This window comes from Pantoea sp. USMM079 (assembly GCF_037153115.1).
GTDB classification, from domain to species: Bacteria; Pseudomonadota; Gammaproteobacteria; order Enterobacterales; family Enterobacteriaceae; genus Pantoea; species Pantoea communis.
The window spans coordinates 1-23,479 of sequence record NZ_JBBCKX010000032.1 but is presented as its reverse complement, the minus strand read 5'-3'; the positions used below and the strand labels follow the sequence as shown (position 1 = coordinate 23,479).

The following is a 23,479-nucleotide window of genomic DNA, read 5'->3' as shown; positions in this document are numbered from 1 at the left end:
TTAGGCTTTCCGCGTACGCAGGTGACTGAGACTACCATACAAAGAGTGTAGTAATGCGTACTCTTGTTTGTCATAGAACTGACAGGTTTCACGGCCAAACTCTTTCGCCACTTCCACCGCAAACTTCACGGTCGCCGCGATATCGACTTCATGGCTGGCACCGGTGCCGCAACCTGGCACGACCGATTCCGCGCAAATCGCTACACCAACCACTGGCACATCGGTGGCGGTTGACGGCTGCAGGATGCTGTTAAGATGATACACACCGTTGCCATATGGCGTGATGTCCTGCGTGGTAATCGGGAAGGTCACCGCTGGCTGGCCGCTGGTCATCTCCATGATGCGCAACAGATCTTCTGAAACGCGCAGGATGTAACCCTCTTTCACCGTTGGCGACAGCGCGTAGCCTTTGTGATTGAGAATGCGATTACCCTTGGTGGTATCGATGGAAAGAATCGCGTCCACGCCGTCGATCACTTCGTTGTCATTCATGGTGATGTCATCGCATGGCGAGTCCATGAAATCCACCGGCTCATGCGGACGGGTTGGCGCATCCGGGCAGATGTGAGTAGTGATAATCACGTCACCCGCCAGCACATCGCCTTTGGTCTGCATCTGTGCCAGCTTCAGCGCACTGCTCACCGCCGCCACTGCGCCATCTGCATCCGACACCATACCGATACGCGTTGGACGCGCACCGATGCCGCCTAAACGACCGACAATGCCCAGCGTGGGTGCGGTGCCGCCTTTGTTCTTGCCCTGCGCACCAGGAATATCAATGCGCACGAAATCAGTACGCCCTTTCGGGCCGGTGACGCGCTTGAAGCTGGCGGTCACGCCTGGGTAACTGGCAAAAAGATCCACCACTTGCTGGCCATCCACGTAGGCGCTATCGAGTAACTCAAAAACCTGCAGTGTCTGCTGTAAACTCATATTGAATTCCCTGGGTTATTTCTTGGTGCTACTGGCAAAAAGAGAATGGAAGAAGCTGTACAGCGCGTCGCCCGCAATAAACCCTGCGGCCATCACCTCCATCGGTGAACGTCCACGCTCGCCCCACACTCGAATGATCAGGATACGCAGTGCGATCCCCACCATCACCGCCCAACCTGCTGCGGCGTTGTTGATTAACAAACCGGTCGCCAGCAATACGCCTAACTGACGCTTCGGCCCACCGATAAACTGAATAATCGCCCCCGGAATCGCCCACATCAGCAAGCTTCCGGCAATGCCTGGCTCGGCACCGGCCTGAATAGTTTTGGCGTAAACGCGCGCCACTGGCGGCAGCAGATTCTCGGCGAAGAACAGGTTGTGTGCGTACCACACCACCGGAATACAGATCACGAAGGCGATCATCGCGGCGATCAGCTGGATACGGCGGCCCCAAAGCTCTTGCTGCAGATCGGCACCATTACCGCGCAAAATAAAGCCGGCTTTCAGGTCATAACCCATATCGGCAAAGGCCGGTCCTGTTGCGGCGGTGAAGCCACACAACAGGCAGAGCGCCAGCGGCGGGAAGCCGAGCAGAATACCGAGGATCAGGGTTATCAGCGCTACGGCAAAGGCCGGGAACCAGCCTGAGTGCATCGCGGCGATGCCGACAATCAATTCATGCACGAAGGCAGCAAACGCGGCATACACGATAAACAGCACCAGCATCGGCAAGCCCATCTGGCTCCACAAACCGCCCGCCAGTGCCAGCAGCGTGGAGATGATGATGTAGCCAACGGTGCCGAAGCCGAGAGAACGCTTCACTTCGCTGTCGCTGCGGCTGACATTCAGCTGATCGTTGCGACGGCTGACAATCACCTGCACGACCTGAATCAGCGCCACCAATCCAGCGCCGACCATCATGCCGTGTGGGATATACAACGCATTGATATCGATACCAGCAACCGGTTGCGCATAAGCACGCAACAGAAAACCAATACCCAACATGCTCAGCGCCCAGATATTGCCAATAAAAGCAGTACCGAAGGCTGACATGGGGATTTTCAACATCGAACCGGCAATGCCGCCGACAATACCCACCACCAGCAACCACGCCTGACGGCCGCCTTTATCGCCGGCTTTGATCGCTTCCGCGGCTGCCACGCCCGGTGGCCACGCATTGCTGGCCGGGAACACGCGGGTATCGAACAGGCGGTATAGCAGATAGGCATCCAGCAGCATCGCCGCACTGACACCGACAAACAGCGGCAGTACCAGCTGCGGTTCACCCAGCGCCCACGGCACGGCAATCGGCATCAGCAGACTGTTCGCCGCACCAAAGGTGGCAGAAGAGATGGCGGTTTGCGCAAGGTTCTGTACTTCGATGGAGCGATAACGACGGAACCATTGCAGAGGAATGCGCGCCAGCAACATGGCAAACAGCGCACCGATAATAGAGGTATTGGGTGTCACCCCAATGGTGGTAATCAGCTGAACCCCGATGATGGCACCTGCTACAGACAGCAGAACCAGCATTAAGCCCACGCCGATACTTTTTATTGGATTATGTTGACGCATATTATCCCCGTATTTTCACCCTGTAGAAAACGCGTAATACGTTTTATGCCCGACACGCGGGACATCAACGCTTTTAATAAATCGTTCCCTGATTTTTGAAATAGGCAGGTCCGAAGACCTGCTATTTCCCTGGTGTGGCGCGAATAAACGCCTTTAAATCGAAAATAAGGTTATGCGCCGTATTTCTCGGCCATCAATGCAGCCGTTGCGCGCAGTTCGCTGAGCAGCGCGTCCGGATAACCCGGGGCCGCTTCTTGCGAGAGAAACGAGAGACACAGTGCGGCACTTTCGCCGCGATGTTTATTGGTAACCGCCACCGCCAGTGAGCTGATGCCTGGCAACGTCTCATTGCGTGCCAGTGCCCAGCCCTGCTGGCGAATCACCGCTAATTCTTTACAGAGTGCATCAATGTTCAGCGGCGAGTTTGCGGATGCGGCTTGCCAGTCATCGGCAAAACGCTCACGCACTTCGTCATCACTCAACTGTGCCAGCAGCACGCGCCCGGTAGAGGTACCGGAAAGGGAAACACGCGTACCTGGCGGCGTGACGAGTTGGGTGAAAAAACGGCCGTGATACATGCGCATCACCAGAACGTCTTGCCCATCCAGCACGGAGATGTACCCCATACAACCACTGCTGGCCGCCAACTGCGCCATCGGCGCAGAAGCGCTATCCACCAACGGCGTAGATAAGTAGTGCCCCGCAACTGAAAGCAACACACGACCAATCTGGAAACAACGACTATCGGGATCACGCTCAAGCAATCCTTCACTTTCCATGGTCGCCAACAGACGCGAAACGGTACTTTTCGGTAATCCTAACGCGTCAACCACCTCGGTGAAGGTCAGGCCCGGATGGCCCTGCGTCACGCCAAAGCGCTGGAAAAGCTTCAGTACGGCAGCGGCGTTTTCGAGTGTGGTCATGGCGTAGGTTTCACTATGTGGAACTGAGTTCCTATATCAATACAGTGAAAGTAATTCGCTCTGCTGAACGGGTCAAGCGCAAATTTTGAACCGGCTATATTTGCTTCGATTTAACGCAGCATAAAATACGGCGCAAACTGAAAATAAAGTGACGTTATCAGGCAAGCAGGAATAACAGCAGAAAAGGATGGCGGTTCTGGCGGGCATATTAGTCATTTTAAGGCAGTTGAAAATAACTGTTTAGCCACGGAAAGTAATCACTGATTAACAGGCGTCCCTGCCCGCGAGATTTACTCTTTATCCGCGTCTTCATAACGCGCTTTGGCATCCTGCGCTTCGGCTTCAGTTTTGTGCTCACTGATCAGTGAATCGGGCTTCGGATGGTCAGCGCGTAACTCATACCACGTCACAGTATTGCCTGCCGCGCCTTTCTCGACGGTGACGATGCGCGCTTCTCGCGGGTACGGTGGTTTGGTTGGCATAGATTTCCCTCTTATGTCTGGTTTCCACACAGACAGCGGCGATCCCCCTGTCTCTAATAAAGTATAGACAATGGAGGATCGCGAGAAAAAAGAGGGATAAATCTGAAGGAGTTAGCTGGCGCGGGCGAGCGAGAGGGATTGCAAAATTTGATCCACAACCTGTTCTGGCGCCTGCATGGCATTCACTTCATGGTGCGCGGTCTGGCGGTAAAGATGCGCGCGCTCGCGCAGAATATCGCTCATCTCCTCGGCAATCGGACGACCGGTTAGCGTCGGGCGCTGTGCGGCTTCGGGCTGACGTTCAAGACGATCGGCCAGTACCGTTGACGGGGCATTTAACCAAATCACCTGCCCATGTTCGCGCATAAAGCGACGATTCACCTCAGCCAACACCATCCCGCCGCCGGTGGCAATCACCGTTGCCGGCGCTGTGACCGCCCGCAGCGATTCAGTTTCGCGCGCACGGAAGCTGTCCCAGCCTTCAGCCGCGACGATTTCCGCCACGGTGCGTTGCGTCGTGAGCTGCAGGTTATGATCGGTATCGCTAAAGGCATAACCGAGCGCCTGAGAAAGGGCCTGGCCGATAGTGGTTTTACCGCAACCGCGTGCGCCGATCAGATAGATGGGTAATGACATCCGGGCTCATCCTCCGCCGTATTTATGCCGCACGGGCAAGGTCATCAGGTCAATATTGCGTCGCATGATACCTGGATTTTATTTTATCAGCCACCCGCGAAGCACGATTTACGCGTATTTACGGCCATGAATTCACTATCAACATGATTAATAAAGATAAAATGATGCGTATTTCGTGCATCAACCTATTTGTAAGCACGGGCAACATTTCCTTACCAGGCCATTGATTTACTTTCTGTCACGTTGACCACATATAAGGAGGTACGAATCATTGGAGGTTCACACCATGCAGAACGAAGAACAACAGTTAATTGACAATCTCTTTAGCCGACTGAAACAGGCTGAAACCCAGAGCGGACCGCGTGATGCCGGTGCCGAGCAGCTGATTAAACAGCACTTGCAGACCCAGCCTGGCGCGCCTTACTACATGTCACAGGCAATCCTGATTCAGGAAGCGGCGCTGAAAAAACTCAACGCTCAGGTGGCCGATCTTGAGAATCGCCTGACACAGGCTCAGCAACAACAACAGCAAGCACCGCAGCAAAGCAGCGGTGGTTTCCTGTCGAGTCTGTTTGGCGGCGGTTCTCGCCAGTCTGCACCGCAGCAGCAACAGCCAGTGTGGGGCAGCGCGCCGCAGCAGCCGCAACAACAATATGCCCAGCCACCGCAGCAGCAGTATGCGGCTCCGCCTGCGCGCGGCACCGGCTTTCTCGGTGGCGCACTGCAAACCGCGGTGGGTGTTGCGGGTGGTGTGGTGATGGCCGATATGCTGACCAGCATGTTCCATCATTCTCAGCCGGAAGAGATCGTGAACATCATCAACGAGCCGGCGCTGCCGCAGGTGGATAACAGCCTCGATACCTTCAACGGTAATGACAGCGACAACGCCTTCCTGAACGACAACGCCAGCTGGGATAACAACAGCTTTGCGGATAACAACGACTTCAGCGACTTTGGCGGTGGCGACTATGACGACGATGACAGCTTCGTCTGATTAGCGTTGACGTAGCCACTTATCCAGTTCGTTAGCAAACAGCTGGCGGTCACGTTGGTTTAGCGCCGATGGGCCGCCGCTCTGCACCCCACTTGCTCGCATCGTTTCCATAAAGTCACGCATGGTCAGACGCTGACGAATGGTATCCGGTGAATAGCGCTCACCCCGCGGATTCAACGCCGCAGCGCCCTTCTCAAGTACTTCTGCCGCCAACGGAATATCTCCGGTGATCACCAGTTCGCCCGGCTGCACACGCTTGACGATTTCGTTGTCAGCGACATCAAACCCCGCCGCCACCTGCAGCGTTTTCAGCCACGGTGATGGCGGTACGCGCAGCGGCTGATTCGCCACGAAAGTCACGGTGATTTTGGCGCGTTCGGCGGCACGGTACAGCACTTCTTTGATGACATTGGGGCAGGCATCAGCATCAACCCAAATCGACATGTGTTTTCCTTTTTCCTACAGAATTGGAGGCGATCTTGCCCGCTTGCGGCAGAATGGCAAATATTTTTACGCGGCTTGTTATTCAGCACAGCTGTCGTAAGCTAACTCGCACGAGAAAATGAACACTTAAAGGATAGAGCGATGCTGGAGAAGAAAATCGGGTTTATCGGCTGCGGCAATATGGCGAAAGCCATCATCAGCGGACTGGTCAACAGCGGGCTGATTGCCCCGGCTAACATCTGGGTTTGCGATCGCAAACCGGCCACCAATCAGGCGATGGCAGAGCAATACGGCGTGACAGCGGCTGAAAGCCCAGAGAGTCTGGCACGTGAAGTTGATATCCTGTTTGGTGCCGTGAAACCGAATGTGATTCTCAAAGTGCTGAAAGATCTCGCGGGTCAATTGAAGAAGGATTCGCTGGTGGTGTCGATTGCCGCCGGCGTCACCCTTGATTCCCTGGCCGCCGTGCTCGGGCACGACCGCAAAATCATCCGCGTGATGCCGAATACACCGTCACTGGTGAATGAAGGCATGACTTCGATTACCCCTAACGTACTGGTGGAACCGCATGAAGTCGACGAAGTAGTCGGTATCTTCGAGAGCTTCGGCAAAGCGGCGGTGGTGAATGAATTTCTGATTCATGCTGTGGTCGGTGTGAGCGGTTCGGCTCCGGCCTATGTGTTTATGTTTATTGAAGCGATGGCTGACGCTGCCGTGCTCGGCGGTATGCCGCGTGCGCAGGCTTATCAATTTGCCGCGCAGGCGGTAAAAGGTTCCGCGCAGATGGTACTGGAAACCGGTAAACACCCTGGCGAATTGAAAGATATGGTGTGCTCACCTGGCGGTACCACCATCGAAGCGGTGAAAGTGCTGGAGGAGAAAGGCTTCCGCGCGGCAGTGATCAACGCAATGCAGCAGTGCATGGCCAAGTCCGAAGCATTAAGTAAGCAATAACCTACCCGGTTTAATCAGGTGCGCATGCCTGCGCACCTGAATCCGTCCAATGTTGTGCAGCCCTCTTTACGCGCCCTGTCCCTGATAGGCTTCAAATAGCGCTAGCCCTTGCGCCAGCGTCATCGGTTGCTGCATGGCTTCCACCAGCGCCGCCGTCAGCGTGTACATCCCTGCTGAACACACGGCCGCGATGATGCCCTGACGAGAGTAAAAGGCGATGAAACTTTTGTCCTGAAGCGATCCCAGTAGCCGGTAGTCGTCCCACTCTTCGGCATGGCCCAGATATTCGTAGCGTGTGCCATAATGCGCGGTCCAGAAAAACGGCACGCGATCATACATCACCCCTTTGCCCAGCATATTGAGTGCCGCAATACGTCCCTGCTGATGTGCCACACGATAGTGCTCAATACGCTGCGGGCCACGCGGCGTGAGATAACTGGCGATATCGCCCGCGACCCAGATATTTTCAGCCACGCGCAACTGTCCATCGGCGAGCAGGCTGCCATCGTCCTGCAGTGGCAAATCATGGATGAAATCCGTCGCCGGTTTCACGCCAGTGGCAAACAGCACCTGACTTGCTGGCACCGATTTGCCCCCTTTCAGACGCACCGCTTGCACCTGTTCTTTCCCTTCCAGCGCTTCCGGCTCACCCTCAACAAATTTCACCCCATTGCTGCGATGCAGATCGTGAAAATATCGTCCAATCTCTTCACCAAACTGCTTAGCAAACGGCAATGGATGGCGGGCAATCACCGTGACATCCACATCACGATTGCGCAGTGCACCCGCCATCTCCATACCGATAAAACTATTGCCGATGATCACCAGCTGCTCTGTTTGATCCACCTGTTTGAGCAGTTCATCCGCCTGATTTAGCGAACGTAACAGATGCACACCCTGCAAATCCTTACCGGGGATGTTAAGAGGCTGCGGCACGCCGCCGCTGGCAATAATTAGCTGGTCAAATTTCACTGTCTGACCATCAGCAAGAATCAACGTCTGATCCTGCGCCTTGAGTTGCGCGACCTCGCCCTGAATACGCTGTAGCGAACCCAGCACATCCGGCTTAAGGAGTTTAGGCACATCCTCAATCGCCATTTTTCCCGAAGGCACAAACTTGCTCAGCGCGGTGCGATCGTAAGGGGCGGCGGATTCGCGCTCCACCAGCACAATGCGCCCGCTGAAACCTTCATCGCGGAGCGTCCAGATCGCCGCACTGCCTGCGGCTCCGGAACCTAAAATCACGCACACCGGTGATTCGCCCTGAGCGGCGGGCGCACTGGCGGGTGACATCGCTTGTGGATTCACCAGCACCTTGCCCTGTTCAACACGCACCGGATAGCGTTTGAGGTTGGCCAATGCCAGCGGCTCACACATCTTGCCATCGCGCAGTTGAAATACCGCCTTGTGCCACGGACACACCAGCTTGTCGCCGCAAATTGCACCCTGCTCTAACGGCGCTCCCGCATGGGGGCACTTTGCCTGCAACGCCTGCACCCGTTCGCCATCGCGAACCAGTACCATATCGATATCACCCACGGTGAATTTGGTGGGTTTGTGCTGCGCCAGCGACTTGAGTTCCACGACAGATTGATAGCTCACGATTAGCCTCCTGCGTTGTTATTGGATTTGACGACATTAAATCCCTACAAACAGTAAGCCTGGCAAAGCAGGAGAATTTCGCTGAAGAAACAAAGCGTAACGGCGGATAAGCTATTACTTATCACACCGTTAGCGAGGAAAATAAAATCGCGCTTCAGGCTGAGGCGGCTTGCCACACCTTTTTGCCCTGTTTGAGACAGGCGACTAACGCCACGCCCCCATCTGGCTGGGGTTTCAGCAACAACACATCCGCCGGCGCACCGGGTGCCAACCCATGCTGCTGTGGCAAATCTAACTGCCGTGCCGGACGAATCGATGCCATCTCAATCGCCTGCTGCAAAGAGGCTAATTGTTGCCGCAGCAGAAAATTGACGCCATCCAGCAGGCCCCGCGCGGAACCGGCCAGCAGCTGTGGCGCATCCGCCATGCTCAGCCGCCCTTCCGCGCTCAGTTGCACGCGTCCGCCTATTGCCGAATCGTAGATGCCCGGCGGCTGCCCGGCAAAGCAGGTCACATCACTCACCAGCAGCGCCTGCTCGCCCTTCGCCCGTAAAAAGACTTTCAATACCTCAGCGGGCAGATGATCACCATCGGCAATCAGCGTGGCCGCCAGCGCATCTTCCGCCAGCTGCTGCCAGATGTAATTGGGATGGCGCGGCAGTTGCAGGTGCGCGCCATTGCCCAGATGAGTTGAAAGCGAAGCGCCCGCCAGCACCGCATCATGAATCTGCGCGGCAGAGGCCGACGTATGCCCAATCGCCACTCGCACCTGCTGCGCCGCGCAATGCCGGATGAGCTCGCTGCTTTGCGGCCATTCCGGTGAGAGCGTCAGCAAACCAATGCGCTGCTGCGCGGCCCGTTGCCAGCTTTCAAACAGAAACACATCCGGCGCACAGATCGCCTCCCGTGGATGCGCACCGCGCGGGCCGTCCTCCGGTGACAAAAATGGCCCTTCCAGATGAAAACCCGGCACCGCCAGCGCGACGTCCGAATAGTGTTCACAGGCGCTGGCCAGTCGCTGCAACGCTTGCGCAATCTCTCCGGGCTGAGCGGTGATCACCGTCGGCATAAAGCTGGTGACCCCTTGTTGCCACAACGCGTGCGTGGCATTCAGCACATCCTGTTCGCTAAAAGGAAAGTGATTAAAGTCCACGCCCTGAAAGCCGTTAACTTGCAGATCCACCAGCCCCGGCGCCAGAATCAGATCGTTATCGGGCTCTGGCAACGATCGCACCTCTGCCAGCAGGCCTTCACACATGTAGAGCTCAATCGGATCCAGCGTGCGGTAATCGCGACCGCGTAATAGCATTTCAGTCAAAAATCACCTCCGCGCAGGCATCGGCGTCGGTATAGAGCGTGCAGTTGGGATGCTGGCGCAATCGGGTTGCCGGGCAAGCCGTGGATATCGCGTCGTGCAATGTTGCCTGCACCGCTGCGCGTTTGGTCGCGCCCGGCACCATGCAGAACAGCCTGGTGCCACGCATCAAAGCGGGAATCGTCAGCGTCACCGCGTGCGTCGGCACCTGCTCGAGTGTGGGGAAACAGCCGTCGTTGACCTGCTGCTGACGGCAGGCGTGATCCAGTTGCACTGTCTTGACGCTAAGCGGATCGCTGAAATCCGCTACCGGCGGATCGTTAAAGGCCAGATGGCCATTTTCACCAATGCCCAGACAGACCACATCGATCGGTGCCGCCTCCAACTTGCGCGCATATTCGCGACACACTCCCGCAGGATCGCCACCTGAAGGGATGAGATGCACTTCGCCAGGTTGTACGCGGTCAAACAGATGTTCACGCAGGAAATGGCTAAAACGCTGCGGCGCATCCTCATTCAACCCAATGTATTCATCCATGTGGAACGCGTGGATGCGCTGCCAGTCGAGATTCGGCGCGGCAGCCAGCGCGGCAAGAAACTCACGTTGTGAGGGCGCGGCAGCAAACACCATTCGCACCACCGCCTGCTGTTGCAGTAATTGCTGCAAATAGGCGATGGCATCCTCTGCCGCCGCGATGCCTAATGCATCACGATGGGCGAAGCGCTTGACCCACAAGCGGTCGCGCTTTCCCTGTTGTAAAAGCGTCATTCTTATCCCTCTTGAGAAGCGTTGTGACTTTTCGGCCAGTGCGCACTGGCGGGCATATCCTGATCCTGATTGAGTGCCGCGAGCAGCGCGTCGACTTCCGGATTGACCGGCGCACGACGCAGCCATCCCATCACCACAAACAGCACCAGCGATGACATCACGGGGGCGGCCACCTGAGTGGCAGTGCTGACATCAGTAAAGATAAATTTCACGCAGAAAAAGGTGCCCACGCCCACGGCCCAACTCACCAGCGCCGCGGCACTGCCGCTACGACGAAATGCGGGCAGTAAGCCTAAAAGCATCGGAATCGAAATGGGCCCCACTAATCCACCGAACCAGATAATCAGCAGAGACAGCACACCGCCGAAACGGCTGGCATTCATGGCGATAATCAACGTGGTGATGATGAAGAGAAAAGCCGTCAGACGCGCGACGAGCAGCGAGCTTTTACCGCGCTGAAAATGGCGCGGCAGCATGCCGGGCAGAATGTCACGCGTAACCACCGCCGTGATGGCATTGGCATCTGATGAAGTCATCGACAGTGTGTGAGTGAACATCGCCACCAGCACTAATCCTATTAACCCATTCGGCAGTAATTCCATCGCCATCACAGAGTATGAACGTGAGGGATCGCTAAGATTGGGGAACAGCAGTGGTGCCGCCCACATCGGCCAGAACAGTATCAGCGGCCAGATCAGGTAAAGTGCGGCCGAGAGCAACGCCGCTTTACGAGCATCGCGACCCGCCGGTGCGGCGATGAAGCGTTGTGCCAGATTCCAGGTGCCGCCGTTGTAGCTCAGGGTGTAAATCACAAAGTAGGCGAGGATAAAGCCGAGCGTATACGGCTCCTGAACGATGTCGGTGTGCGTGGCGGGCAAGTGCTGCCAGATGGTGAACAGTTCGCCGAAACCACCCAGATGCATCGCCACGGCCACCACCATGACCATCGCGGCGACAAACTGCACCACAAACTGGCCGAAATCATTGCAGGCATCGGCCCATAAACCGCCCATCACGGTATAAAACAGGCTAAGCGCCCCGGAGATACAGATGCCAATCAACGGATCTAACCCGGTAAAGACATTGATGATCACGGCAATGGCGGCCCATTTGGCGCCGACGTCGAAGGTTTTCAGCAGCACCCCACTCCACGCCAGCACCATTTGCGTTGGCAGGTTATAACGCGTCGCGAGGTACTCCATCGGCGATTCGATATTCATATGGATTCGCAGTCTGGCCCAGCGTGGAGCAAACAACCGCGACCCGATTAATACCGCAACGGAGATGGGAAACGCCCACCAGAAATAGATGGTGATGCCCATGTTATAAGCCACTGCCGCATAGGCCACGAACACGGCCGCACTGTAGCCGGACATATGATGCGAGACGCCCGACAACCACCAGGGCATTTTCCCGCCTGCCGCAAAGAAATCACGCGTGCTGCCGACTTTACGCATCGCCCAGAGCGTAATGGCCACTATCATCAGCGCATAGAGCGCCATCACAGCATAATCAAGCACATTCATAGCCGTCTCCACAGGTCAAAGCTGCCCGACGAAAGCATCCGGTTCGAGGGGGAAGGATAGATTATTTTTTAATTAGTCCTTATTTAGGATTAATGCATCCTGGCAGCATTACCGCGTTTAAAATGTGACGACGCTCCGGCTATTACTTTTTCTTCTGACCGGTGAATGGTAGCGAGTGAGAAGCAATAAAAAAGGGCTCATACACAGTATGAACCCTTAAATCAGGTGCAATTCGATTAGGCTTTTTTCAGGCAGGAACTCATAAAGGTCTTGCGTGCATCGCCGCTGAGTTTTTTATCAGCCGCGTCGGTATTACAGGTTTTCATCTTCATTTGCTGCGGCGTCATGCTGCCTATCTTGCTGTCTTTTTTCAGACAGTCGCTCATGAAGGATTTACGCGCATCCCCTTTTAAATCCTGAGAAGATGCGTGTTGATTACATATGGTCATTTTATTTTGTTGGGCGGTTTTCTCTGCTGCACCCGCATTGCCCGCCAACAGCAGGCCTGCTGCTATCATTGCCAAAAGACACGATTTCATTGCCGGAATCTCCATAGAATTATTGCCTCTTAATCATGGCAGGAAATAAGCAATGCAGAAAAAAATATATTCCCTCGTCCAGAGCTTGCTGCGAGCACGCTAACAGCAAAATCGGTTCTTCAGCGTGGCGTGACGCTTACACGCGGGGATGATTCAGCAGCTTTTCAACGTAGTTACGCAGCAGAGTGGTATCTGGGGTTTCTGCCGCAGGGGCAAGTGGAGGCATCGCGGTGGCGATACCGGCCGCAATCTCGTTGAATTGTTCAGGATCCAGCTTACGCAGCATGGCCGTCAGCACAATTTCTAATGCCTCTACCTGGACCACTAATTCTTTTGACTCTTCTTCTTTCTCAGCCAGTTTTAGCAGAAGTTCCGCGATAAGGTTTTTCATGCGACAGGCTCAATAAGAGATGGAAAACAGACGTTAGCATTGAGGGGGTTAAAACAACAGGGATTTTTGGCGGTTTGCTTAAAATTTAGAATAAGCGCAGCGTTATAAAAGAAACGGAATTTCAATATGTAACGGCGAAACGTTTCACTTCATTGATAGGGCTTTTTCGAAACGTTTCGCGCGTAATCATGCATTAACGTCTGGCGCTAATTAATGGGGTCCCATAAAGCCACGACCTGGACCGCCACCGCCGCCAGGACCACCCCAACCGCCTCCGCCACCCGGCGGTGGGAAGATACAACCGCTCAACGCGGTCACCAATGCCACAACGGCAGCGAGTTTAATAATACGGACCATAATTACCTCTGGATGGTGAAATCGGGCTGAGTGTATGAGGCGGTAACGGGCACGACAATACAGAATTCTCTGCAACCCGGCGCTATTCATCTCTGCTCACCACGCTTAACAAATTACTGGCACTACGCCCGCAAAAAAACCACAGAGGCATCATCATATTGAAGAAAATTTCAACCATTGCGGGCGGTCGATCACTTTACACGCCGCGCGAAATGACGCAATGTGAGCGCATTACAATCAATGAGATCTTACCATGACCCTGCCCACCCTTTCTCTCAGTGATATCCTGGCGCGTCGCGACTGGGAAAATCCGGTGATCACTAGCCTGAACCGTCTGGATGCCCATCCGCCGTTTTCCAGCTGGCGCGATGAAGTCAGTGCGCGCGACGATGCCCCTTCCCCATCACGCCAGTTACTGAATGGACAGTGGAGTTTCAGCTATTTCTCACAGCCTGAAGCGGTGCCACAAAGCTGGTTGCTGCAGGATTTGCCTGGCGCGCACTCCCTGTCCGTGCCAGCAAACTGGCAGCTGCATGGCTTTGACGCGCCAATCTACACTAACGTGCAATATCCGATTCCTGTGAACCCGCCGTTTGTTCCTAAGGAAAACCCCACCGGATGTTACTCGCTCACATTCAATGTCGATGAGAGTTGGCTGACACAAGGACAAACGCGCATTGTGTTTGACGGCGTTAACTCGGCCTTTTTCCTGTGGTGTAACGGCCAGTGGATCGGCTATTCACAGGACAGCCGCCTGCCAGCCGAGTTTGATCTCAGTCAGGCATTACAGCGTGGCCAGAACCGACTGGCAGTGATGGTGTTGCGCTGGAGCGATGGCAGCTATTTAGAAGATCAGGATATGTGGCGCATGAGCGGGATTTTCCGCGACGTCAGCCTGCTCCATAAGCCATCAACCCAACTGGCCGACGTGCAAATCGAAACGGCGCTGAGCCCGGAATATATCCGTGGCGATCTGCGCGTGAGTGTCAAAATTAACGCCAGTGAACGACCGCTTAATCAGTGCCGTCTGCGTGTGAGCCTGTGGCAGGACGAAACCTGCATCGGCAGTGAAGAACAAGCGCCGGGCAGTGCGGTGATTGACGAACGTGGGCATTACCCAGAGCGCGCGCTGCTGGTGCTGCCGATAAAAAATCCCCTGCTGTGGAGTGCGGAAACGCCCCATCTCTATCGTGCCGTGGTGACGCTATTGGATGACAACGGGCAGGTGATTGAAGCCGAAGCCTACGATGTCGGCTTCCGGCGTGTCAGCATTGAAAACGGTCAACTGTGCGTCAACGGCAAGGCCCTGCTGATTCGCGGCGTTAACCGTCATGAACATCATCCGGAAAATGGCCAGGTGGTGGATGAAGCCAGCATGCGGCGCGATATTGAATTAATGAAACGCCACAACTTCAACGCCGTTCGCTGTGCGCATTATCCCAACCATCCGCTGTGGTATCGCCTGTGCGATGAATATGGCCTGTATGTCGTCGATGAGGCCAATATTGAAACCCACGGCATGCAGCCAATGAACCGTTTATCGGCCGATCCACGCTGGTTCGCCGCCTATAGCGAGCGCGTCACGCGCATGGTGCAGCGCGATCGTAACCACGCTTGTATCATCATCTGGTCACTCGGCAATGAGTCCGGCCATGGCAGTACCCATGATGCGCTCTATCAATGGGTGAAAAGCAGCGATCCGACCCGTCCGGTGCAATATGAAGGTGGTGGCGCCAGTACTGCCGCCACCGATATTGTCTGCCCAATGTATGCGCGCGTCGATCAGGATCAGCCCTTCCCTGCCGTACCGAAGTGGTCATTGAAAAAATGGATTGGCCTGCCGGGGGAAACGCGTCCGCTGATCCTGTGCGAGTATGCACACGCGATGGGCAATAGCTTCGGGGGCTTCGCCAAATACTGGCAGGCATTCCGTCAGTTCCCGCGTCTGCAGGGCGGCTTCGTCTGGGATTGGGTCGATCAAAGCCTGACGCGTTATGACGAACAAGGCCAGCCATGGCAGGCTTACGGCGGCGATTTTGGCGACACGCCTAACGACCGTCAGTTCTGTATGAACGGTCTGGTGTTTGCCGATCGAACGCCGCATCCGGCTTTGTTTGAAGCGCAGCGTGCACAGCAATACTTCCAGTTCCAGCGCGATGCCAGTAATGCCTGGCGTTTCACGATCTCCAGCGAGTACCTGTTCCGCAGCAGCGATAATGAAGTGCTGCGCTGGTCGATTGAACAGGATGGCGTTTCCGTCGCGCAGGGCGAACTGCCGCTGCATCTCACCGCGCAGGGCAGCCAGACGATTGATATTCCAGCCGCTGAACATTTACAGGGGAATGCGTGGCTGAATCTCGCGGTGCATCAGATCGCTGCCACCGCATGGTCGGAAACCGATGCCCGCGTGGCCTGGGATCAGTGGCCGCTGCCCGCCGCGTTAATGCCTCGTGTGATTGATGCCACGCCCACCGCGCCAGAGCTGATTGCCAATCACGATTTGGTTGCCGTGCAACTGCCGCAACAGCGTTGGCACTTCTCGCGCCGCAGTGGGGAATTGGTGCAGTGGTTTGTTAACGATGAAGAGACGATGCTGACGTCATTGCAGGAGTGCTTTGTACGCGCGCCGATTGATAACGATATCGGCACCAGTGAAGCCGCCAATGTCGATCCCAATGCCTGGGTGGAGCGCTGGAAACACGCGGGCTATAACCAGCTGGAAGCGGTGCTGCTGGATATGCAGGTCGATAGTCTGAAACACAGCGTGCTGATTGAAACCTGGCATCAGTGGCAGGCCAATGGGCAGGTGATCTTTACCAGCCACAAGCGTTATCAGATCGGTGGCAACGGTGAGTTGAGCGTCAGTGTCGAGGTGCAACAGGCGCCGGGCTTGCCTGCTCCCGCGCGCATCGGGTTGCGTTGTCAGTTGAGGAGCGCGCCGCAGAGTGTGAGCTGGCTCGGCCTGGGCCCGCATGAAAACTATCCGGATCGTCAGCTGGCGGCGCAGTTTTCACACTGGCAGCAGCCGCTGACTTCGCTGAGTACCGCCTATGTGTTTCCCGGTGAAAACGGATTGCGCTGCGGTACGCGCCAGCTTGATACCGGCAGCTGGCAGGCGAGCGGCGATTTTGCGTTCTCGCTCAGCCGCTACAGCCTCGAACAGCTGCGTGATACCTCGCATCGCCATCTGTTGCGGGAAGAGGAAGGCTGCTGGCTGCACCTTGATGGCTTCCATATGGGCGTGGGCGGTGACGATTCCTGGAGCCCCAGCGTCAGCCCGGAGTTTTTGCTTTCTCAGCAGAAGTGGCACTACGCGCTGACGCTGCGCCAGTAGACTTCTTCGCCGCCTCACCTTGCTGGCTCAGCGGTGGAACCAGCTCGGTTTTCGGGCGGCGATAGAAGCGGCGCAGAAGCAGGACATTCAACAGCACCACCACGGCGGTAGCGAAGAAGACCCAGCGATAGCCGGTCGCAGCAGACACCGCCGCACCCAATAGCGGGCCGGCCACGTTGCCGAGATACATAAAGGATTGGTTGTAGCCAAAGATGCGTCCGGTGACATTATCGCGCGAGTGGCGTACCAGCAGCGTTTGTACTGCAGGCATCATCGCGCCATCGGCAAAGCCCAGCAGGAAACGCAGCACGCCTAACTGAGTGGCGCTGGTAACGAATGACATCGCCATCAGCAACACCAGAGAAAACAGCATGGTGCCCATCAGAATGCGCTGCGTGCCAATGCGATCACCCAGCTTACCCAAACGAGGGGCGGAGATCAGCGCCGAAACGCCCGGCAGTGCGGCAATCACACCACTGAGGAAGGCAAGATTCTGCGCATCGGGCGCCAGCTCACGCACGAACAGCGTCAGGATCGGGTTCACCGAGCCGTTACACATCTGGATCACCATGGTGGTGACGAACAGACACATCATCAGGCGAGGATTGTCGAGGCTGCGGAACACCTCGCGTCCGCTCATTTTGTCCTGCTTGCTCACTGGCGTGTAGCCGGTCTCTTTGATCAGGAACAACGTGACAAGGAAGCTCACCATCAACAGCACTGCTGTGACAATAAACACCATGCGCAGTCCCAGCCAGTCAGCCAGCAGCCCGCCAATCATCGGCCCCAGAATCACACCGCCAATTTGCCCGGTGGAGACACAGCTCAATGCCCAGCCGCTGCGCTCGCGCGGAACCTGAGCGGCCACCAGCGCCATCGCATTGGGGATATAGCCAGAGGTTAAGCCCATCAGCGCACGCAACAGCAGCAACTGCCACGCTTCGGTCACAAACGCCTGCAGCAGTATCACCGCGCCCATGCCAAAGGATGCGCGTAACAGCATCAGCTTGCGCCCTTTACGGTCAGCCAGGCTGCCCCACAGCGGCGCTACCGCAGCAGAGACGATGAAGGTAATACTGAAGGTGAGACCCGACCAGACGCTTAGTGCATTGGCGCCATGGATACCGAGTTCCTCAACGTAGAGCGGCAGGAAGGGAATGATCTGGCTGATGGCTAATCCGGTAAAAAAACAGCCAAACCAGACCGATATCAGATTGACCTTCCAGGACTCGATGGAGCGTAGCATGGGCATCTACATCAGAAAAAATGAAATGAGGGTTCAGTCTAACAACCTCATAACATCGCTGGACGGCAAAACATGGCATCAGGTTAAAAACGCAGTTTTCCGCTGCCTTGCGTGATTCTGCTCACAGCAAATAGTGTAAGGGACACGATTTATAGTGTCTTTATGTGCTGTAACAAACAACTCAGCAAGATAAGCGCATCGCGACAGAGAGCAAACGTGAAAAAATATGTCTATCCATTACTGACAATATTCGACGCCGCATCTATGTTTAAAAAATCACCGGCCATCGCTGGCGAGGCGCTGCCCGTTCTGGACAGTTCCCATGCTTAACCCATATTTCCCAATGCTGCCAATAACCGGCGGTGGGCATCGTTGTCTCTGCGGAGGTCAGCCATGAGAATACATCCTAACAGCGCCAGTCGGGCGATTACCGACTACTTTAACAGCCCTGCCTGGCATGCGCCGCACGAGAGCGATCTGCTGGCAGCGATCATGCGCGAATTGATGGATGATGGTCAGCCCGCTACCAGCAAAGCGATCATTGCGCGGGTGATTGCCAAACTGGAGTTTGAAGGGGATGAGCAGCAGCTCCAAAGCTATCGTAATTTGCTGGCGCAGTTGCTGGAAGACAGGCAACAAAAGCCGTAAGGTACCGTCATTAAACCACCGAAGAAATCGCCTTGTGTGCGGTGGATTTAAAGGACATCTGCAGCGTTCAGGGACTTCAAGACGCGCCGTAAGCGGGCGCGCCTCAATATCGTGTTACTTCACTGCGCGCAGGTGATCGGCCTCGCTGACCACCGCTTTTCCGCTTGTACGCTGGTACAGGCACAGCTCACGCCCAATCTGATTTTTCATGTGCTCCTGCGGATAACGCCCTTCCAGCAGTACCGCGTCGTAGCCGACGCTGTCGTCATACTGAATCGGTTTCCCCACCACCTTCACCCCTTTCAGGCCGCTGGCTTTCAGACAGGCTTGCTGCCGGGTTTGGCTGTTTTGCTGCCAGGCGGCTTCGCTCGAGGCGTGCGTCAGTGGACTTAATAGCAGGGTGATTAGCAGAATTTTTTTGGTGTGTCTCATCGTCGCTCCTCATCAATCCAGTACGGATTAATAGATAAAAAAATTCCCGCCGAGGCGGGAAGAAACAAGACGAGCATTGCATATTCGAGAGTGACGAGGAAATCTCCGTAATGCGCAGCTATCCTCGCCCGGCGCCATGACAGCCCGATGACAATGCGATGTCCGTTTGAATTTATCCGCAATAAACCCGCGAAATTTTACCACTCTGATCAGCAGTAAAATTCAGGCGGCGCAGGTTGAAGTCCATGGTGACGGCACCGTTCCACGGAATGGCGCGCACCGGCACCGCAAAGCGTTGGGTATCAAGGCTACTCAGTGGCTGGCCGATATAATTCTGATATTGCGATGCGCCACACTGATCGGTTTCGGGATCGTGGCTGACGGCAGCGGTGCTGTCCGGTTTGCTGGCGGACTGACAGGCGGTTAAGGCAAAAAAGGCCGTGGCCAGTAACGCTTTTCCATAATGGGTCACAAGTTTCTCCTCCTGGATAGTAAACGAACCATTCCCGAGAGTAACAAAGCAAGCCGTTGATGTGAAAACAATGCCAGCGGATTGGTCGAAGAATTGTGCTGTAACACGCGATCTTCCTCTCATTTTCCAGGATTAATCGCACGCGCTGTCTAAAAATTACGCACTCAGTCACTATAATTAACTAAGAATTATCTGAGGAGACGATGATGGAACTTGCTATTTTTATCGGCTTTGCCATCCTGATGACCGTGGTTGCGGTTCGGGTGCGCTAAGCCCCCGATAATGCTGGCGGCAAAACGGCCGCCATCAACGAGAGGCCGCCTATTGAGCGGCCTCTTTTTCATCCTGCAAACGCGCATTAAATGCCGCAAGCGGCATCGGTTTGCCGAGAAAATAGCCCTGCCCCTCTTCACACGACAGCGCTTTTAGCTCGTTGAGTTGCGCTTCGGTTTCAATCCCTTCTGCCGTGATGGTGAGCGCAAAGGCGCGTGCCAATCCGACAATCCCCGCCACCACGGATTGCGCCTGCTTCGACTCCGGGAACTCCTTCATCCATGATCGATCGATTTTCAAACCATTGAACGGGAAGGTTTTCAGGTAACCCAATGCGGCATAGCCGGTGCCAAAATCATCGACCGTTAGCCGCACGCCAAGCGCACGCAGCCCCTGCATGATTTCCAGCGCACGATCGGGATGCTCGAAGGTGACGTTTTCAGTGATCTCCAGCTCCAGTCGGGTGGCCGGTAAGCCGCTAACCGCCAGCGCATGCGCCACACGATCCACCAGATCGCTGTTGCGGAACTCCACCGGTGAAATGTTCACGGATACATAGCGCTGGTCGCCCCAATCGCTGGCATCATGGCAGGCGCGCATGAGCACCCAGTCACTGATGGCAGCGATCAGCCCATTCTCTTCCGCCAGCGGAATAAAGCGGTCAGGGGTAATCCATTTATCCTCGCCCACCTGCCAGCGAATCAGCGCCTCTGCGCCAGCCAGCTGTCCCGTTTGCAGTTGATAGCGCGGCTGGTAGTGCAGTGAAAATGTGTTGTTGCGCAGCGCCTCTTCAATCGCCTGCACCATATCGCGCTTCGATTGAATATGGTTGGCCATATCGTTGGAGTACCATACCCAGCGATCGCGTCCAGCCGTGCGTGCCTGGCCGAGAGCGATGTCCGCAAGCCGTAGCAAGGCTTCCGGTTGGCTGGCGTCCTGCGGTGCGCTGACGATGCCCATGCTGGCTGTAAGACTCAGTTGATGCGATCCGCTGATAATCGGCTGATGGACGGCGCGTTGCAGTGCGCGGCAGCGATACTCCAGACCGGCGCGCGAGCTTTCGCGCAGCAGTAGAATAAACTCATCTCCGCCCAGTCGTGCCGCCAGTTCATCTGGGCCGATCAGGTTTTTCAGCCGTTGAGAGATCTCATTCAGCACCACATCGCCCACCGCGTGGCCCCAAGAATCGTTGATCGGTTTGAACTGATCGAGATCGAAGCTGATCACAAACAGCGGTGCCTCTTGCGTGGCATTTTCCAGATGTGTGGTCAGGAATTCCTGTAGCTGCATGCGGTTGGCGAGGCCAGTGAGCAAATCATGACGTGACAGGAACTGGATGCGCGCTTCTGCATCCACCTCATGGGTAATATCGGACACCGTGCCGCGAAAGCCGGTGCGCAGTCCATTACGACGAATGGTTTTCGCCATCAATTCGCCGATGCGGCGCTCGCCATTGGAAGCCATAAACTGGCAGCGCAGCGGCACATGCTGCATTTCATCGCCCTGACGCAACAGCCAGGCCACCAGCGAATGGCTGGGATGACTGAGGAGTTGATCCAGCGGCCGCCCAATCCAGCTTTTGACCTCGTGTCCTGTCACGGCGGCAAACCGCGAGGAGAGATAGCAAAGGCGGCCCTGATCGTCCACTTCCCAAATCCAGTCCGAGGCCGCTTCTGCAAGATCGCGAAAACGCTCTTCACTGTTCGCCAGTTCACGCTGGCTGATGGCCAGCATTTCAAAGCGACGATCGGAAATAACTGCATTATGCAGCGCATGGCGAATCACCCGGCGCGTCACCAGCGCAACCGCTAACGCCGTAAACAGCAACAGCGGCATCATCAGCCATATCACACCAAAACCGGGATTTTTGGCCTGCCAGCGCAATACCAGCGATTCGCCCTGAATCACCGGTTCGACCAGACGCGGTTCATACAACGCATCGTTTAAGCCATTCGCAATACGCGGCGCAATCACATTGAGCGATTTGCCCAGCGCCTGCAGTTTTTCCGGAGTCATGATGTTGACGAACACCATCACCGAAGAAGGGCCAGAGATGGTGGGGAGATCGGGCACCTTGCCTGGGGTGATCGGTGCGGCCACCACCAATGCCGGCTGCTGATTGATTATCACGTTACGTGTGATGCCATCTTCGGGCTGGTGACGTGCGGCGGCCAGCAATAGTGCAGCTTGCCCACCTAACCAGCTCTCCAGCGACGCCTCTGACAATTTGCCATTCACCACCGCATAGCGCGTTTTGCCGGCGCCATCGATCACAAACACGCCATCGTAGTGATACTCTTTGTACAGGCTGGGTCCAAAGTTCTCTTCGTCCCACGCCCAGACTTTATTCACCGTCAGGTGCAAATTTTTCCAGCCTTCCCCCCAGTTCGCATAATCACGCACATCGATGATCATCTTCTCCTGCTGCTGTAGCCAGGCCTGACGCATCAGGTTGACATCCTGCTGTATGGAGTCGGTGTTTTGTCGATGGGCAATCACCAGCACCATCACGACAGAAAGCAGCAGCACGCCAAACAGCAGCGATGTCAGAGTGCGCAGACTGCGTCGCGTCACCCGAACGGTGTGTGCTTCCATATTAGCCCTGGCAGGCAAGGTCGCGTGCCGGTGATACTCAGAATTCATGCAATGTGCTCGCAAAACAGAGGCAGCAAAAGAGAAGACAGGGTGCGCGTTCACAGCGCCTCTGTCCTGTAATGGTTTTTTCGGTTATCGGCGCAGGCCGCCGCAGATTTAGTCCTCACGGCGGAATTTTTGAGCAGTGCGATTCTGTGTGGGGCCATCTCGACAGCAATGATCGCCATTGCTACTATGCGTTTTCCTCTGCCCATTGAGCTGACTATGGACACCCAATCCGACAAGGTGACGCTGACGCTGTTCTACGCCGCGAGCTTTGTGGTGTATTACGTCGTGACCATGCTGATTACGCTGTTTCCCAACTACGGGGCGCTGCGTAATAACGGTTTACTGGTGCCGGTGCTCTGCTTGTTCGAATTCGCGGTAATTTACCCGCTGTATCGTTTTTACTGCCAACGCCGCACTGACATTCCGCTGGGATATCTGCGTCCCGGCCAGGCGTTGCTGTTTGTGGGTGCGCTGGTGGCACTGATGGTGGCGCAAACGCAATTCCTGCAACCGGAAGGCTGGTTGATTGCCCAGAGCCAACAGGGTCGCAGTTCGATGTTGATCCTGCTGCTGACCGCCGTGCTGCTCGCGCCAGTGTTTGAAGAGGTGTTGTTCCGCGGTTTTCTGTTACAGGGGTTTCTGTTATGGGCGCCGAAAAGTCGCTTCGCCTGCATGCTACTCACCTCGCTGCTGTTCGCCGCGATGCACACGCAGTACGTGCACTGGGAGACCATCGTGGCCCTGACGCTGTTTTCACTGTTGCTGTGTTACGCCCGTCTGCGCAGCAATAGCCTCGCGCTGCCCATCTTCCTGCATACGCTGAATAACCTGATCGCGATTCTGCCCGCCTGGTTCTATGCATAAAAAAACAGCGCAAGAGATGAAGTGAACCCCGAAAGTTGGACACCATTCCAACGAGTAGGGGGAACTACAATGAGCAGTCGTAAGCATTCACCGGAATTTAAAAAACAGGCCGTTCTGCATCTTCTCA

General features: G+C 55.7%; 22 protein-coding genes. 5 read left to right on the top strand and 17 right to left on the bottom strand.

Annotated elements, in window-relative coordinates; all coding sequences use genetic code 11:
- The 5 genes from WFP70_RS24735 to aroL form a co-directional block, all read right to left on the bottom strand.
- Positions 1-933, bottom strand: a complete 933-nt coding sequence (locus WFP70_RS24735) for a DUF1177 domain-containing protein (protein WP_337024702.1) — start codon at positions 931-933, stop codon at positions 1-3.
- A 15-nt stretch (positions 934-948) separates the two neighbouring features.
- Positions 949-2,508, bottom strand: a complete 1,560-nt coding sequence (locus tag WFP70_RS24730; protein WP_058961463.1) for an OPT/YSL family transporter — start codon at positions 2,506-2,508, stop codon at positions 949-951.
- 170 nt (positions 2,509-2,678) lie between these two features.
- The gene (locus tag WFP70_RS24725) at positions 2,679-3,431 is read right to left on the bottom strand and encodes an IclR family transcriptional regulator (protein WP_337024703.1); all 753 of its coding nucleotides are present in this window, start codon (positions 3,429-3,431) and stop codon (positions 2,679-2,681) included.
- A gap of 290 nt (positions 3,432-3,721) precedes the next feature.
- Entirely contained in the window at positions 3,722-3,913 is a 192-nt protein-coding gene (gene yaiA, locus WFP70_RS24720) for a protein YaiA (protein WP_337024704.1), read from the bottom strand.
- A 111-nt stretch (positions 3,914-4,024) separates the two neighbouring features.
- Positions 4,025-4,549 carry a shikimate kinase AroL gene (aroL, locus tag WFP70_RS24715; protein WP_034830512.1) on the bottom strand — a complete coding sequence of 175 codons (525 nt, stop codon included), beginning with the start codon at positions 4,547-4,549 and terminating at the stop codon, positions 4,025-4,027.
- 286 nt (positions 4,550-4,835) lie between these two features.
- Here aroL and WFP70_RS24710 point away from each other — a divergent pair, with 286 nt between their 5' ends.
- The gene (locus tag WFP70_RS24710) at positions 4,836-5,543 is read left to right on the top strand and encodes a DUF2076 domain-containing protein (RefSeq protein ID WP_337024705.1); all 708 of its coding nucleotides are present in this window, start codon (positions 4,836-4,838) and stop codon (positions 5,541-5,543) included.
- Here the strand turns inward: WFP70_RS24710 and WFP70_RS24705 are convergent, their stop codons facing one another.
- Positions 5,544-5,987, bottom strand: coding sequence for a YaiI/YqxD family protein (locus WFP70_RS24705; RefSeq protein WP_034830508.1), 444 nt, complete (start codon positions 5,985-5,987; stop codon positions 5,544-5,546). It abuts the gene before it with no gap.
- A 141-nt stretch (positions 5,988-6,128) separates the two neighbouring features.
- On the opposite strand from WFP70_RS24705, the gene proC reads away from it, so the two are divergent.
- Positions 6,129-6,941, top strand: coding sequence for a pyrroline-5-carboxylate reductase (proC, locus tag WFP70_RS24700; protein ID WP_337024706.1), 813 nt, complete (start codon positions 6,129-6,131; stop codon positions 6,939-6,941).
- Positions 6,942-7,007: 66 nt separating this feature from the next.
- Here the strand turns inward: proC and WFP70_RS24695 are convergent, their stop codons facing one another.
- The 7 genes from WFP70_RS24695 to WFP70_RS24665 form a co-directional block, all read right to left on the bottom strand.
- Complete coding sequence (locus WFP70_RS24695; RefSeq protein WP_337024707.1) at positions 7,008-8,543, bottom strand: FAD-dependent oxidoreductase; 1,536 nt, start codon at positions 8,541-8,543, stop codon at positions 7,008-7,010.
- A 154-nt stretch (positions 8,544-8,697) separates the two neighbouring features.
- A complete protein-coding gene (locus WFP70_RS24690; RefSeq protein ID WP_337024714.1) occupies positions 8,698-9,852 on the bottom strand; it encodes an N-acetylglucosamine-6-phosphate deacetylase in 1,155 nt (384 codons plus the stop codon).
- 1 nt (position 9,853) lies between these two features.
- On the bottom strand, positions 9,854-10,627 hold the full coding sequence (locus WFP70_RS24685) for a 6-phosphogluconolactonase (RefSeq protein ID WP_337024708.1): 774 nt from the start codon (positions 10,625-10,627) through the stop codon (positions 9,854-9,856).
- A gap of 2 nt (positions 10,628-10,629) precedes the next feature.
- Entirely contained in the window at positions 10,630-12,153 is a 1,524-nt protein-coding gene (locus WFP70_RS24680; RefSeq protein ID WP_337024709.1) for a sodium:solute symporter family protein, read from the bottom strand.
- 236 nt (positions 12,154-12,389) lie between these two features.
- Positions 12,390-12,692, bottom strand: a complete 303-nt coding sequence (locus WFP70_RS24675; RefSeq protein ID WP_337024715.1) for a PsiF family protein — start codon at positions 12,690-12,692, stop codon at positions 12,390-12,392.
- A 136-nt stretch (positions 12,693-12,828) separates the two neighbouring features.
- A complete protein-coding gene (gene iraP / locus WFP70_RS24670; protein ID WP_034830496.1) occupies positions 12,829-13,083 on the bottom strand; it encodes an anti-adapter protein IraP in 255 nt (84 codons plus the stop codon).
- Positions 13,084-13,293: 210 nt separating this feature from the next.
- Complete coding sequence (locus WFP70_RS24665) at positions 13,294-13,440, bottom strand: hypothetical protein (RefSeq protein ID WP_166933682.1); 147 nt, start codon at positions 13,438-13,440, stop codon at positions 13,294-13,296.
- A gap of 253 nt (positions 13,441-13,693) precedes the next feature.
- Here WFP70_RS24665 and WFP70_RS24660 point away from each other — a divergent pair, with 253 nt between their 5' ends.
- The gene (locus tag WFP70_RS24660) at positions 13,694-16,774 is read left to right on the top strand and encodes a beta-galactosidase (RefSeq protein WP_337024710.1); all 3,081 of its coding nucleotides are present in this window, start codon (positions 13,694-13,696) and stop codon (positions 16,772-16,774) included.
- On the opposite strand, the gene WFP70_RS24655 is transcribed toward WFP70_RS24660, so the two are convergent.
- Positions 16,713-18,020, bottom strand: coding sequence for a multidrug efflux MFS transporter (locus WFP70_RS24655; RefSeq protein ID WP_337024711.1), 1,308 nt, complete (start codon positions 18,018-18,020; stop codon positions 16,713-16,715). The genes WFP70_RS24660 and WFP70_RS24655 overlap by 62 nt on opposite strands.
- Before the next feature lie 393 nt (positions 18,021-18,413).
- On the opposite strand from WFP70_RS24655, the gene WFP70_RS24650 reads away from it, so the two are divergent.
- Positions 18,414-18,668: a biofilm development regulator YmgB/AriR family protein gene (locus WFP70_RS24650; protein ID WP_097117529.1), complete on the top strand. Its 255-nt coding sequence runs from the start codon at positions 18,414-18,416 to the stop codon at positions 18,666-18,668.
- Positions 18,669-18,782: 114 nt separating this feature from the next.
- Here WFP70_RS24650 and WFP70_RS24645 read toward each other — a convergent pair whose 3' ends face one another.
- The 3 genes from WFP70_RS24645 to WFP70_RS24635 all read right to left on the bottom strand — a co-directional run bounded on the left by WFP70_RS24645 (position 18,783) and on the right by WFP70_RS24635 (position 22,488).
- Positions 18,783-19,100, bottom strand: coding sequence for a hypothetical protein (locus tag WFP70_RS24645; protein ID WP_337024712.1), 318 nt, complete (start codon positions 19,098-19,100; stop codon positions 18,783-18,785).
- Between the two features lie 172 nt (positions 19,101-19,272).
- Positions 19,273-19,572 (bottom strand): I78 family peptidase inhibitor, encoded by a 300-nt coding sequence (locus WFP70_RS24640; RefSeq protein WP_045833892.1) that lies wholly within the window; start codon positions 19,570-19,572, stop codon positions 19,273-19,275.
- Between the two features lie 321 nt (positions 19,573-19,893).
- Positions 19,894-22,488, bottom strand: a complete 2,595-nt coding sequence (locus WFP70_RS24635; RefSeq protein ID WP_337024713.1) for a bifunctional diguanylate cyclase/phosphodiesterase — start codon at positions 22,486-22,488, stop codon at positions 19,894-19,896.
- Positions 22,489-22,704: 216 nt separating this feature from the next.
- On the opposite strand from WFP70_RS24635, the gene WFP70_RS24630 reads away from it, so the two are divergent.
- The gene (locus WFP70_RS24630) at positions 22,705-23,352 is read left to right on the top strand and encodes a CPBP family intramembrane glutamic endopeptidase (RefSeq protein ID WP_034830547.1); all 648 of its coding nucleotides are present in this window, start codon (positions 22,705-22,707) and stop codon (positions 23,350-23,352) included.
- Positions 23,353-23,479 lie beyond the last annotated feature (127 nt).

Coding starts and splice junctions, on each gene's coding strand:
- WFP70_RS24735 (WP_337024702.1), bottom strand. CDS start 933: ATGAGTTTACAGCAGACACTGCAGGTTTTTGAGTTACTCGATAGCGCC.
- WFP70_RS24730 (WP_058961463.1), bottom strand. CDS start 2,508: ATGCGTCAACATAATCCAATAAAAAGTATCGGCGTGGGCTTAATGCTG.
- WFP70_RS24725 (WP_337024703.1), bottom strand. CDS start 3,431: ATGACCACACTCGAAAACGCCGCTGCCGTACTGAAGCTTTTCCAGCGC.
- yaiA (WP_337024704.1), bottom strand. CDS start 3,913: ATGCCAACCAAACCACCGTACCCGCGAGAAGCGCGCATCGTCACCGTC.
- aroL (WP_034830512.1), bottom strand. CDS start 4,549: ATGTCATTACCCATCTATCTGATCGGCGCACGCGGTTGCGGTAAAACC.
- WFP70_RS24710 (WP_337024705.1), top strand. CDS start 4,836: ATGCAGAACGAAGAACAACAGTTAATTGACAATCTCTTTAGCCGACTG.
- WFP70_RS24705 (WP_034830508.1), bottom strand. CDS start 5,987: ATGTCGATTTGGGTTGATGCTGATGCCTGCCCCAATGTCATCAAAGAA.
- proC (WP_337024706.1), top strand. CDS start 6,129: ATGCTGGAGAAGAAAATCGGGTTTATCGGCTGCGGCAATATGGCGAAA.
- WFP70_RS24690 (WP_337024714.1), bottom strand. CDS start 9,852: ATGCTATTACGCGGTCGCGATTACCGCACGCTGGATCCGATTGAGCTC.
- WFP70_RS24685 (WP_337024708.1), bottom strand. CDS start 10,627: ATGACGCTTTTACAACAGGGAAAGCGCGACCGCTTGTGGGTCAAGCGC.
- WFP70_RS24680 (WP_337024709.1), bottom strand. CDS start 12,153: ATGAATGTGCTTGATTATGCTGTGATGGCGCTCTATGCGCTGATGATA.
- WFP70_RS24675 (WP_337024715.1), bottom strand. CDS start 12,692: ATGAAATCGTGTCTTTTGGCAATGATAGCAGCAGGCCTGCTGTTGGCG.
- iraP (WP_034830496.1), bottom strand. CDS start 13,083: ATGAAAAACCTTATCGCGGAACTTCTGCTAAAACTGGCTGAGAAAGAA.
- WFP70_RS24665 (WP_166933682.1), bottom strand. CDS start 13,440: ATGGTCCGTATTATTAAACTCGCTGCCGTTGTGGCATTGGTGACCGCG.
- WFP70_RS24660 (WP_337024710.1), top strand. CDS start 13,694: ATGACCCTGCCCACCCTTTCTCTCAGTGATATCCTGGCGCGTCGCGAC.
- WFP70_RS24655 (WP_337024711.1), bottom strand. CDS start 18,020: ATGCTACGCTCCATCGAGTCCTGGAAGGTCAATCTGATATCGGTCTGG.
- WFP70_RS24650 (WP_097117529.1), top strand. CDS start 18,414: ATGAGAATACATCCTAACAGCGCCAGTCGGGCGATTACCGACTACTTT.
- WFP70_RS24645 (WP_337024712.1), bottom strand. CDS start 19,100: ATGAGACACACCAAAAAAATTCTGCTAATCACCCTGCTATTAAGTCCA.
- WFP70_RS24635 (WP_337024713.1), bottom strand. CDS start 22,488: ATGAATTCTGAGTATCACCGGCACGCGACCTTGCCTGCCAGGGCTAAT.
- WFP70_RS24630 (WP_034830547.1), top strand. CDS start 22,705: ATGGACACCCAATCCGACAAGGTGACGCTGACGCTGTTCTACGCCGCG.